At 49.4% G+C, this 11597-nt stretch carries 11 protein-coding genes and 3 pseudogenes; 5 read left to right on the top strand and 9 right to left on the bottom strand.

Annotated elements, in window-relative coordinates; genetic code table 11:
* A pseudogene (locus tag C7N83_RS14905) lies at positions 1-200 on the top strand (IS30 family transposase); the annotation flags it as partial.
* 304 nt (positions 201-504) lie between these two features.
* Here the strand turns inward: C7N83_RS14905 and C7N83_RS10760 are convergent.
* Together C7N83_RS10760 and moaC are read right to left on the bottom strand one after the other, a co-directional pair.
* Entirely contained in the window at positions 505-1251 is a 747-nt protein-coding gene (locus C7N83_RS10760) for a HesA/MoeB/ThiF family protein (protein ID WP_106742599.1), read from the bottom strand.
* Between the two features lie 293 nt (positions 1252-1544).
* A complete protein-coding gene (gene moaC, locus C7N83_RS10765; protein ID WP_106742613.1) occupies positions 1545-2045 on the bottom strand; it encodes a cyclic pyranopterin monophosphate synthase MoaC in 501 nt (166 codons plus the stop codon).
* Positions 2046-2335: 290 nt separating this feature from the next.
* Here moaC and ppc point away from each other — a divergent pair, with 290 nt between their 5' ends.
* Positions 2336-5038: a phosphoenolpyruvate carboxylase gene (gene ppc / locus C7N83_RS10770; RefSeq protein ID WP_106742601.1), complete on the top strand. Its 2703-nt coding sequence runs from the start codon at positions 2336-2338 to the stop codon at positions 5036-5038.
* A gap of 252 nt (positions 5039-5290) precedes the next feature.
* Here ppc and C7N83_RS10775 read toward each other — a convergent pair whose 3' ends face one another.
* The 6 genes from C7N83_RS10775 to C7N83_RS10795 form a co-directional block, all read right to left on the bottom strand.
* Positions 5291-6853 carry an AbgT family transporter gene (locus C7N83_RS10775; RefSeq protein ID WP_281256770.1) on the bottom strand — a complete coding sequence of 521 codons (1563 nt, stop codon included), beginning with the start codon at positions 6851-6853 and terminating at the stop codon, positions 5291-5293.
* Between the two features lie 184 nt (positions 6854-7037).
* Positions 7038-7157, bottom strand: coding sequence for a universal stress protein (locus C7N83_RS10780; protein WP_106742604.1), 120 nt, complete (start codon positions 7155-7157; stop codon positions 7038-7040).
* Positions 7158-7570: 413 nt separating this feature from the next.
* A complete protein-coding gene (locus C7N83_RS10785) occupies positions 7571-7828 on the bottom strand; it encodes a hypothetical protein (RefSeq protein ID WP_106742605.1) in 258 nt (85 codons plus the stop codon).
* 6 nt (positions 7829-7834) lie between these two features.
* Positions 7835-8074 carry a universal stress protein gene (locus C7N83_RS10790; protein WP_106742607.1) on the bottom strand — a complete coding sequence of 80 codons (240 nt, stop codon included), beginning with the start codon at positions 8072-8074 and terminating at the stop codon, positions 7835-7837.
* 89 nt (positions 8075-8163) lie between these two features.
* Entirely contained in the window at positions 8164-8274 is a 111-nt protein-coding gene (locus C7N83_RS16220) for a universal stress protein (protein ID WP_245911209.1), read from the bottom strand.
* 410 nt (positions 8275-8684) lie between these two features.
* Complete coding sequence (locus C7N83_RS10795) at positions 8685-9476, bottom strand: inositol monophosphatase family protein (protein ID WP_106742608.1); 792 nt, start codon at positions 9474-9476, stop codon at positions 8685-8687.
* Positions 9477-9633: 157 nt separating this feature from the next.
* Here C7N83_RS10795 and C7N83_RS10800 point away from each other — a divergent pair, with 157 nt between their 5' ends.
* Positions 9634-10359 carry a 16S rRNA (uracil(1498)-N(3))-methyltransferase gene (locus C7N83_RS10800; protein WP_106742610.1) on the top strand — a complete coding sequence of 242 codons (726 nt, stop codon included), beginning with the start codon at positions 9634-9636 and terminating at the stop codon, positions 10357-10359.
* A 183-nt stretch (positions 10360-10542) separates the two neighbouring features.
* On the opposite strand, the pseudogene C7N83_RS16225 reads toward C7N83_RS10800, so the two are convergent.
* Positions 10543-10668 (bottom strand): annotated as a pseudogene (locus C7N83_RS16225) (IS110 family transposase); the annotation flags it as partial.
* A gap of 205 nt (positions 10669-10873) precedes the next feature.
* Here C7N83_RS16225 and C7N83_RS10810 point away from each other — a divergent pair.
* Entirely contained in the window at positions 10874-11368 is a 495-nt protein-coding gene (locus tag C7N83_RS10810) for a P-loop NTPase family protein (RefSeq protein WP_106742612.1), read from the top strand.
* Between the two features lie 12 nt (positions 11369-11380).
* Positions 11381-11597 (top strand): annotated as a pseudogene (locus C7N83_RS10815) (IS256 family transposase); the annotation flags it as partial.

Genomic DNA, 11597 nt, shown 5'->3' on the forward strand with positions numbered 1-11597 from the left:
GACTGCAGGTTGCAGTCGAGGGGAAAACCAAATGCGTCGTTATCCGCAAAACCGCCGGCTTCAAAGCACAAGATGTTGCCCGAGTGGCGGATCAGGCTCTGAAACCGTTCAAAAGCGTTATCCAAACCATCACGTTGGATAACGGCAAAGCGTTTTACCGGCACGGGAGCTTTGTCAAAGTACCGGCCATGCAAACCTGACTTCTGCCGTCTCTACCCTTTCCGGGAAAGGGTTGGCGGCGCATACCAACGGACTGATCCGGCCATCCTTCCCGAAGGGGACGGATTTTAGAAAATTGGGCGGCAAACAGGTTAAGGCGGTTGGGGCTGCCCTCAACCGCCGACCGGGGAAAATACGGGATTATGAGATACCGGCCGATTTGTTTTTAGCGGCTCCTGCCGCCGGCATTTGAGTGTTGCACTGGAAATGCGAATGTAAGGCTGTTTGAAAACGGTCGGACGGATTCGTTCAAAGCGTTTTCAGACGGCCTTTTCCGTTTCGTGCTTAATGATTGCCACACACGCGGCAATCAGGGTCTTTGTCGAATTCAAACTTCTGCCAATCACCCGATAATCCGTCGTACACACGCAGGCAGCCGTGTTGGGTGGTGCCGCTGCCTATGAGGATTTTTAGGGCTTCGGCGGCTTGGCTGGTGCCTATGATGCCGACCAAAGGAGCGAATACGCCGAACAGGGCACAGGCGCCGTCGCTGGCGGAACTGCCGTCAAACAGGCAGGCGTAGCAGGGTGAACCGGCCAAGTCGGGGCGGTACACGGCAAGCTGGCCTTCAAAACGCACGGCCGCACCGGAAACCAAAGGGGTGCGTGTGGCGACGCTGGCGCAGTTGACGGCTTGGCGCGTGGCGAAATTGTCGCAGCAATCCAAGATAATATCGGCTTGTCGCAGAAATCCGGTCAAACGCGCTTCATCGATCGCTTCTGTGATGGCGGTGATTTCTACCGCGCGATTAATGGCGTTCAGACGTCCTGCCATCGCTTCGGCTTTGCTGCGGCCGATGTCCGCTTCTGTGAACATGATTTGGCGTTGCAAGTTGCTGTCGTCGATGGTGTCGGAATCGGCGATGGTCAGGCGGCCGATGCCGGCGGCAGCCAGATATGGCAGCGCAGCCGCACCGAGTCCGCCGCAGCCGACCACCACGGCATGAGATTGCAGCAGCTTTTCTTGACCTTCGATGCCGATTTCGTCTAAGAGAATGTGGCGGCTGAAGCGTAGGAGTTGGGAATCGTTCATGTTGTCGGTTCAGGCCGTCTGAAAAAGATAATGTGTTTTTCAGATGGCCTTTTCAAATAAAAAAATCTGCAGGATTATAAATCAATCGTGCAGGCTGCGCAGAATTTGAAACAAGCGGATTTTACGGCTGTTTAGGGTGTGTTCTCATTTCATCCTGTGACCTCTTTCCGGCATAAAAAACACGCCTGCTGCGTTGAAAATGCGCGCAAGGCGTCTGACTTTGCTGTGCTTTCGCCTGGTATCCGTGCTTTTCTGTCCGAAAATGTACAACGCAGGCGAAATGAAGACATGCCTTAATAGTCTATGTTTTCAAAGTCGTTATTAAACAAAAAGTTGCCGCTTTTACCGCCGGTTTTTTCTTCCAGATGAATCTGGGTGATGGTCATGCTTTTATCGACCGCTTTCATCATATCGTAGATGGTCAAAAGCGCGATGTTGACGCCGGCCAGCGCTTCCATTTCGACCCCGGTTTGGCTTTCGGTGGCGGCGGTAACGGAGGCTTTGACGCGTGCCAGTTCGACATCTACATTGAAATCCACGCGTACATGGGCCAATGAAATAGGGTGGCACAATGGAATCAGAAAGCCGGTTTGCTTGGCAGCCTGAATAGCAGCCACACGTGCCACGCCCAATACGTCGCCTTTTTGCGCGGCATTGTCGGCTAAAATGCCGATGGCTTGCGGGCTCATGTTAATCACACCGCTGGCGCGGGCAGTGCGGGCAGTGGAGGTTTTGCCGGAAATATCCACCATATGGGCTTCGTTGTTTTCGTTTAAGTGGGTGAGATCTAACATTGTCGTTTCCTGAAATGTGCCGGCCAAAGCCGGTTTGTTTATCAATGTGTGAATGGTTGCATTTTAAGCTATTTTTCGCCTTCGGAATAGGGTTTAAGCAGATTGGATAATACGGCAGGCTGTCTGAAAATTTTGCAATTACCGGCATATTAATAATGAAACAAACAGAACTTTGTTGAAAAATAAACAGGTGTATGGCTTATGATGGACGGCATTATTATCATTGTAGCGGTTTTGTTTAAGCTGCTATACAATGGAATCGTTCAAGCTTGAAATAAAGAGAGAAAAATATGCAGCTCCATATTCTGAATAACCCGAAAGACGCGGCGCTGGCCGCCGATGCCGAGTTTTTGAAACAATGCCTGTTTAACCTGTTGCACCAAGAAGCATCGCCGTTGGTGGTGGAAATCGTCAGGCAGTTGTCCGTGTCCGACGATACCGGTGCGTTGATTGAGAAAGTTTTACCGCAGCTGGACGAACAGCAGGCGCACGATTTGACCTTGGCTTGCGGTTTATTCGCCCAGATTTTAAACATTGCGGAAGACGTGCATCACGAACGCCGCCGGCAAGTGCACGAAGATGCCGGCCACAACACCGCCGCCGGCAGCTTGGCTGAGACCGTGCGCAAGCTGCGTGCCAATAAAGTCGACGGCAAAACGGTGCAACAACAATTAAACGAAACCAATGTCACTGCCGTTTTGACCGCCCACCCGACCGAAGTGCAACGCCAATCGGTTTTGCGTTTCAACCGCCGCATCCGCGCTTTGTTACCGCAGCGCGAACGTTGTACTAATGCCGAAGCTTTGGCTGATTTGCGCCGCGACATCGAAACCATTTTGCTGGGCTTGTGGCAAACCAGCGAAACGCGCCAATACAAATTGAGCGTGAATGACGAAATCAACAACGGCGTCAACATTTTCCCGATGAGTTTTTTTGAAGCCTTACCGAAACTCTACCGCGGTATGGAACGCGATTTTCAGACGGCCTATCCGGATGTGGGTGTGCCGGATATCCTGAAAATCGGCGGCTGGATTGGCGGCGACCGAGACGGCAATCCGTTTGTGACCGCTGAAACCCTGCGCCATGCTTTCACCCGCCATGCCGATGCAGTGTTCCGCTGTTATCGTGGCGAATTGAACGAGCTGTATCACGAGTTGCCCTTGTCGACCCGCCGTGTGAAAGTGAATGATGATGTGATGGCCATGTCGGACGAATCCCCCGACGAAGAAATCGCCCGTTTGGAAGAGCCTTACCGCCGCGCGATTGCCTACATCATGGCGCGCGTAATGGGCAAAGCACGTTCGCTGGGCTTGGGGATGGGCTGCCGTTTCGGTTTTGGCGAACCCTATGCCGATGCGCAGGGATTCATTGCCGATTTGCAAAAGCTGCAACGCTCTTTGCGCGACAACGGCAGCACCTTGATGGCCGAAGGCCGCTTGGCCGATTTAATCCGCATTGCTTCGGTGTGCGGCTTCAACATGATGCCGCTGGATTTGCGCCAACATGCCGAGAAACACGGTGATGTGGTGGCAGAATTGTTCCGGCATGCCGGTTTGGAAGATTATGCCAATTTGTCGGAAGAAGAAAAGCAAACCGTGTTGCTGCGCGAATTACAGTACCAACGGCCGCTGTATAGCCCGTTTGTTACTTACAGCGAACATGCGCGCCGCGAATTGGCGGTTTTTACCGAAGCGCGCAAAATCAAAGATGAATTCGGCGAGCAGGCGATTACCCAAAGTATTATTTCCAACTGCGAGCAGCCGAGCGATTTGTTGGCGCTGGCTTTGCTGCTGAAAGAATGCGGCTTGTTACTGATTGAAAACGGCAAACCGATCAGCCGTATGAATATTGTGCCGCTGTTTGAAACCATTGAAGCCTTAGAAAATGCGTGTCCGGTGATGGACAGAATGTTCGGCTTGGAATGGTATCACGGGCTGATCAGGAGCCGTGACAATATCCAAGAAATCATGCTGGGCTATTCCGATTCCAATAAAGACGGCGGCTATGTGACCAGCTCGTGGTGTCTGTATCAGGCAGAATTGGGCTTAGTGGATTTGTTTAAGAAATACGATGTGCGCATGCGCCTGTTCCACGGCCGCGGCGGTAGCGTCGGCCGCGGCGGCGGCCCGTCTTACCAAGCGATTTTGGCGCAGCCTGCCGGTTCGGTGGCCGGTCAAATCCGCATTACCGAGCAGGGTGAAGTGATTACCGCCAAATATGCCGATCCAAGCAATGCCCGCCGCAATCTGGAAACCTTGGTCGCCGCAACTTTGGAAGCGACTTTGCTGCCTGACCAAAAAGACCCGGACCCGAAACTCATGCAGGCCTTGTCGGACATTTCCTTCAAGTATTACCGCGAGCTGATTACACACGAAGATTTCATCGATTATTTCCTGCAAACCAGTCCGATTCAGGAAATCGCCACGCTGAATTTGGGCAGCCGTCCAGCCAGCCGTAAAACCTTGGCGCGTATTCAGGATTTTCGTGCGATTCCGTGGGTATTCTCATGGATGCAAAACCGCCTGATGCTGCCGGCTTGGTACGGTTTCGGCAGTGCGGTAGAAACCTTGTGCCAGCAGGATCCGGCCAATATGGTTGCGATGCAGAATCACGCCAAACAAAACCCGTTCTTCCAAGCCATGCTGTCGAACATGGAACAGGTGATGGCCAAAACCGACATTACCTTGGCGGAAGACTATGCCGAGTTGAGCGAAACGCCGGAAAAAGCCGCAGTAATTTTCCAAATGATTAAAGCCGAATACCTGAAGAGCCGCAAAGCCTTGCTGGATATTCTGCAAACCACAGAGCTTTTGAGCGGCAACCGAAGCCTCGCGCGCTCGCTGGCCTTGCGAATTCCGTATCTCAATGCCTTGAACGGCTTGCAAGTCGCCATGCTGCGACGTTTACGTCAAAACCCGAAAGACAGCCATGCTTTGCTGATGGTACATTTGACCATTAACGGCGTGGCGCAGGGGTTGCGTAATACGGGTTAAGGTTCAATCCAAAGAAAGGCTGTCCGAACGGGTAGATACGGAATCGAAGATTGGCACAGGTTTGCTTGGGTCAGTCTGAGTTTTGCTAAGGTTTAACGGCTTGTCTCACAGTGTGAATATAACCTTAAAAGGCCGTCTGAAAAGTGGGTGGATTGGGGTGAAAAAACAGCAATATTTTAAAAAGTCTGTCTGAAAAACTGAAGCACAAATACGGACTCTGCTTCTTTCAGACGGCCTTGTGACATCACAGCCTTAAGGCCGGTAATATGTTGCCGAACCCGGCCCCACCGGCCAGCCCAATACGAATACCCACACGTAGAATAAAATCATCCAGCCGATGGCAAAGGCAATCGAGTAGGGTAGCATCAGGGAAACCAAGGTGCCTACGCCTGTGTCTTTTTTGTAGCGAATGGCAATCGCTAAGGTCAGGCTGAAAAACGGCATCATCGGCGTGATGATGTTGGTCACAGAATCGCCGATACGGTAGGCCGCCTGAATCATTTCCGGGGCGTAACCTGCCAACATCAGCATTGGCACGAAAATCGGTGCGGTCACTGCCCATTGTGCCGAAGACGAGGCAATCATCAGGTTAATCATGCCGCAGATGATGACGAAGCAGACAAACAGCAAGCCGCCGCTTAAGCCGATTTCTTTTAAAAATTCCGAACCTTTTACCGCCAAAATCGGGCCGAGGTTGCTCCAGCCGAAGTAGGCGACGAATTGCGACACGAAGAAAATCAGCGTCAGGTAAACCGCCATCGAGGACATGGCGCTGACCATGCCTTCTACCACGTCGGAAGTGGTTTTCAAGGTGCCGGCCACTTTGCCGTAAGCCAAGCCGGAGAGTGCGAAGAACACAAAAATCAGCGCGACAATGCCCGACATTAACGGCGAATTCATCAAATCACCCGTTTCCGGGTTGCGTAGCGGCGCACCTTCTGGCAGGCTGGCGGCGGCAATCAAACCGAGTAATACCAAAATGGTGGCAAATGCTGCCCACAACCCTTTTTTCTCTTGTGCGTCCAATTGTTCAATGCTCATGCCTTCCGCGCTACTGCCACCTTCAGATTTGTCGTATGCGCCCAAACGCGGCTCGATTAATTTATCGGTAATCAGAAAACCGAGGCCGGAAACTAAGAAGGTGCTGGCGGCCATGAAAGACCAGTTGGCTTGCGCACCGACGAGGTAATCCGGTGCGATCAGTTGAGCGGAAGATTGGGTAATGCCCGATAAAATCGGATCGACCGTACCGATTAACAAGTTGGCGCTATAACCACCCGACACGCCGGAAAACGCAGCGGCGATACCGGCCAGAGGATGGCGGCCGAGCGAGTAGAACACCGTCGCTGCCAAGGGGATAATGACCACATAGCCGAGTTCCGCCGCAATATTTGACATCACACCGGCAAACACTACGGCCAAAGTCACCAAGCGTTTCGGCGCATTCAGCACGATGGCGCGCATGGCTGATGAAATCAGGTCGGATTTTTCTGCCACGCCCACGCCGAGTAGTGCCACTAATGCCGTACCCAAAGGTGCGAAGCCGGTGAAGTTACTCACCAAGTGGGTGACGATTTTGGCCAAGCCTTCGCCGTTGAGCAGGTTAATCACACGAATCATGCCGTCTTCCGCGCGCCCTTTCGTGCCTTCAGGGCGTGGGTCAATCACGCTGACATCAAAATATGCACCGACTGCCGATAATACCAGCAGCGCGATAATCAAGGCCAAGAACAGCACTACAGGATTGGGTAGAATATTGCCCAAGCGTTCGATGATGTTGAGAAAACGGTTAATTCTTGTTTGCGGTTTGCTCACTTGCGCCATAACGATTCCCTCTTGAAATAAACAGTCTGTCTATTGTATGTGAAATTCCGTAAATTGCTAAATATCAGAAAGTTATTAATGCGCGCTTTTCGGGTATAAGAAAAAGGCTGTTTGAAATACATTAGCCGAATGCCTTATTCGGTAAGTGTTTCAGACGGCCTTGTATGCTTATTAATTAATTGCGTACAACCAACACATCCGCCTGCGCGTATTCGATGATGTGGCTCGCACACGAACCGTTCATCAAACGCTCGAATGCGTTCCGGCCGGTGGGGCCGGTGATAATCAAATCCACTCCACCTCATGCGACGGAATATCAATGGCGAGCAGGACTTTCAGGTTGCCTTGTCCAACGATGCAAATTCGGTGCAACCGGATTCAACACAGCGTTTGGTATCGCCGCTGACCAATTTTTGAGCCTGATCCTGAATTTTGATTTGCGTACTTTCATGAAATGCTGCGGCACGATAAGATTTGATGTCTTCGACAATATGCACAATCGTCAGGTACGTGCCGTTGCGTTTGGGCGATGGCGGTGGCTTTTTTCAATGCCGCTTCTGCTTGTGGGGAACCATCGATACCGACCAGAATGTTTTATATTCGTTCATACGCCATCTCCTTGGCAAGCATGAAAAGAGGTTTGTCTTGAACTTATTTTTATCATCAGATTCAGATGGCCACCCATTGATTTTAGTCTAGGGCGTGTCTTCATTTCATCATGCGGTATCTTTTCGGCATAAAAACATGCTTACTGCGTTGGAAATATGCGCAAGGCGCCCGACCTTGCTGCGTTTTTTGCTTGGTATCCGCGCTTTTCTGCTCGAAAATGTGCGACGCAGATGAAATGAGGATACGACCTAAATTCGAGCTGATTTTATGATGCAAAATCGGTTTTTCAGAATCAAGGCCGTCTGAAGCATTTGCCAATGATGCAGACTGTACCGGTAGGGTGGTTGGATTCACCATATCGGATTATTCGGTACGTACCACCAAGACATCGGTTTGGGTGTTTTGAACAATATATTCGGACAAGGAACCAACCGGTATACGTTCCAAGGCATTCAAGCCGGTTGTGTCCAACACAATCAGATTGATGTTTTCCTGCGGCGGAATGCCTTCCGATAAAAGTTGTTTCGGGTTACCGGTTTGCAAAATGACATCCATTTCGCCGACACATTGACGCCCTGCATTATCGGTATAACCGTTCAGCATGGTTTTGGCTTCGGTTTCAAGCTGGTTATATATGTTTTACGTCAGCAACGTGGCATGCTGCATAAGTGATTGTTCAAGGATATGCGTAATCACCAAGTGGGAATGGTTGCGCCGCGCGATGTCCACAGCTTTGTGAAAGGCTTTTCTGCTTGGGGCGAACCGTCAATGGCGATAAGAACGTTGCGGTATTCGGGTAACATGATATTGCCCCCTTCAGTTGGTTGGATATTGGGTAAAGTTTCTATTATCTGTCTTTAATTTGAGTAAATTGCCGAGAGTTATCAAGGGCGTAGTGTATTTATAATTATTTTCATGTTTATATTGATTTTAAGTATTTATCAATCGTAATTGAATGCCTGAAACTTAAGCCGTATGGGTGTGCATACGCTGAATTTGAGACAAAAAAAACCATTCATACCAAGGGAGAAGTATGAATGGCCAATACATTGCGGGAAAACGTCGTACTTGCTGTACTGCCTAAAAGGGATAAAAGAGCAGTATTTATCAGCGAGATTTATTTTACCTTTTTTAGTATTAAATGCTGTTAAGAAGTGAAATAATTTTAGTAAATTGTCTAATTTAAACGAATATTAAAATCAGATGAAAGGCTTTATTGGTTCTGCCTGATCCAAGAGCGCCATTTATCGAATAAATCCGGCTCAAGTGCGGCGATGACGGAACGCTTGAAGACATGCTCGCCACTCCAAAACGCATCATTTTCCAACGTACCCAAACAACCGCCGGCTTCCTCAAAAATCAGCGCACCGGCAGCATAATCCCACAATTTCTGCCCGCCATGCACATACACATCATAACGGCCGCAAGCCAGATAACACCAATCCATCGTGCTGCAACCCATGCTGCGGATGGCACCGAACGGGGCGAGCGTATTCATGCGGCTTGACAGTTTGCCTGAGCGCAGGTATTTGATTTCAACGCCGGCGATGGCTTCGTTTAGACGTTTTTCCATCAGGCGCAAGGGCAGACGCGTGCCGTTTAAAAATGCGCCGTTGCCGCGTTCGGCATAAAAACATTCGCCACTGACCGGATTGTAAATCACACCCAATTGCGCACGGCCGTTTTGGATATAGGCCACGGAAATAGCAAAATGGGGCAGACCGTTGATGAAATTATTGGTGCCGTCTATGGGGTCGACCACCCACAAGCCGCTTTCCGAATGCGTGTTCCACAAACGGATTTGTTCCTGTGCGGCCATTTCTTCGCCCATCATCGGGCTGTCAATCACCAGCGGTAAGGTAGCAGCCAGCGCGGATTGCGCCGCCAAATCGGCTTCACTGAGCATGGAGCCGTCGGTTTTGCGGCAGGCAGGGGTGTTGAGAAAGCGTGGCATCACCTCCGTTTGCGCGACGTGACGAATCAGTTTTTGCAATCGGTGTAACAATTTTTGTCCTTAAATATGCGCGAGTCGCTTAAAATACAGTTTACCACGTTGGGAGATGGCTTGAGCCGCGCCAACGCAAGTATCTCGTTTGACCGAATGCGGCTTCCGCCGCTTCGGTTTAACTGCCACATTATATACTTTAATAATCCTAAAAACTATGCCCCGTTTTTATCTTACTGAATCGCTTTCAGCAGGCCAACTCATTGAGTTGCCTGATAATATTGTGCGCCACTTGAATGTTTTGCGCCTGAAACATGAAGAAGGGATTGTGTTATTCAACGGCAACGGCCATGCCTATCCTACCCGATTGATTGATTTGGAAAAACGCCGTGCCCGTGCCGAAGTATTGTGTGAAGAGCGTGTAAACAATGAATCACCACTGCACATCACCCTGATTCAATCCGTTTCCAGCGGCGAACGCATGGACTTCACCCTGCAAAAAAGTGTCGAACTGGGTGTAGGCGAAATTCAGCCCGTGATTAGCGAACGTACTACCGTACGCCTGCAGGGCGAACGTGCCGGGAAAAAAGTCGAACGCTGGCAGGAAATCGTGATCTCCGCGTGCGAACAAAGCGGACGCAATATTGTGCCGAAAGTATTGCCGCTGATTTCCTATCGGCAGGCCTTGCAGCATATGCCGTCTGAAAAAACCAAATTGTTATTGAACCTCAACCGTGCGAAAAAGCTGAATCAAATTCAACCTTCTTCAGACGGCCTGATTTTTATAGTCGGCCCCGAAGGCGGCTGGAGTGCGGCAGAAGAAGAACAAGCCTTTGCCGCCGGTTTCCAGTCTGTCACCTTGGGCCCGCGTGTGTTGCGTACTGAAACTGCTTCACTCGCGGCAATGGCAGCCATGCAGACGCTTTGGGGGGATTTTGTGTAGGGCATAAAATATAAGAAAGATAGTGTATTGCGCCGTCAAATAGATTTACATTTCTTGATATTGCAAAAACGCGCACCCTGATTTATTCAGGACGTTTTGTTTAATATTAAACAGATTTCTGTTTTTGTTTTCTATTTATTTTTCAGTAAATTAAAAATCTAGGGGGAATTGTCCATTAAATTTTCATTTATATCTTTCAAGTTCAAAATCTTGGCTATTGGCTAAAAGCATAAATGCTATTACGGCCAGCTTACGCATGAGTGCGACAAGTATCAGCTTTATGGGTTTTCCTTTGGCTTTCAGACGGCCGTCTGAAAGTTACGTTTCAGGCGGCCTTTTCAGATATTAAATAAAGGGGCTGAAGACTCAGATGGACAGCTTTCTCCTGGGCGGAAAATTTAATCGGAAAGTTTAAGAAGGGTGGTATATTTGTTGCTAAGGCAGCCTTGAAAGCAGTGGTCGCACATATTGCCAAACAGAATGTAGGTGATTTGGCGATGGTTTTCAAAATGCAATGAGTCAGGCTGACGAAGAACAAGTGGCCGAGAGTGTTTCTGGTGCAGCTATTGATGCGCAGAAATATTTGGATAAGTTTTTGAAATTTACTTTTAGATTACCAGAGAAGACGTTGGAGGAAGACAGGAATAATAGGAAACTCAGTTCTATCGCACACTTTGATAATCTTGTAAGTAAAAGTAAGGTATTGAACAATACAGGTCTTAAATTAAATCCGGAAATGCAGATATTTGCTCATGCTTTAATCAAGCATAATGAACTATCATTGCGTGAAGTAGAAACATTTATTCGTTACTTGGAAGTTTATAATACTTTTAGTCACGGGCAGTTAGGAGAAAGATATGTACTGGGGTATCTGTTATTGCGTCTAACAGGTGTATTTATATATGGTTTTAAATCAGATATAAAAGATACGATTCAAAAAAATAAAACTGATGCCAATGAGATTGCGGTACTGTTCAAAAATCTGTGTCAATCCCCTAACCCCCCATAAAGGAGAAGACACATGACCAAACCCGCATTTGATTTCGAAACCGCACTCAGGCAACTTCAGTCCGGACAGGCACTGACCGGTAAAGACGGCCCCCTTACCCCACCCATCAAACAACCGGCCAAGGCCGCATTGGAAGCCGAAACCGGACAATACCTCGAACAAAAGCAGTTGCAGCCCGGCCGGCGTAACGGCCACAGCAAAAAAACCGTCAAAACCGGTTCCGGCAGTT

The organism is Neisseria iguanae, from assembly GCF_003013245.1.
Classification (GTDB): Bacteria; Pseudomonadota; Gammaproteobacteria; order Burkholderiales; family Neisseriaceae; genus Neisseria; species Neisseria iguanae.

What these genes read in the sequence shown, in the direction of transcription:
- C7N83_RS10785 (WP_106742605.1), bottom strand. Translation starts at nt 7,828, where the DNA reads ATGGTGAATCCAACCACCCTACCGGTACAGTCTGCATCATTGGCAAAT.
- C7N83_RS10790 (WP_106742607.1), bottom strand. Translation starts at nt 8,074, where the DNA reads ATGCTGAACGGTTATACCGATAATGCAGGGCGTCAATGTGTCGGCGAA.
- C7N83_RS10800 (WP_106742610.1), top strand. Translation starts at nt 9,634, where the DNA reads ATGCCCCGTTTTTATCTTACTGAATCGCTTTCAGCAGGCCAACTCATT.
- C7N83_RS16220 (WP_245911209.1), bottom strand. Translation starts at nt 8,274, where the DNA reads ATGTTACCCGAATACCGCAACGTTCTTATCGCCATTGACGGTTCGCCC.
- C7N83_RS10810 (WP_106742612.1), top strand. Translation starts at nt 10,874, where the DNA reads ATGAGTCAGGCTGACGAAGAACAAGTGGCCGAGAGTGTTTCTGGTGCA.
- moaC (WP_106742613.1), bottom strand. Translation starts at nt 2,045, where the DNA reads ATGTTAGATCTCACCCACTTAAACGAAAACAACGAAGCCCATATGGTG.
- ppc (WP_106742601.1), top strand. Translation starts at nt 2,336, where the DNA reads ATGCAGCTCCATATTCTGAATAACCCGAAAGACGCGGCGCTGGCCGCC.
- C7N83_RS10760 (WP_106742599.1), bottom strand. Translation starts at nt 1,251, where the DNA reads ATGAACGATTCCCAACTCCTACGCTTCAGCCGCCACATTCTCTTAGAC.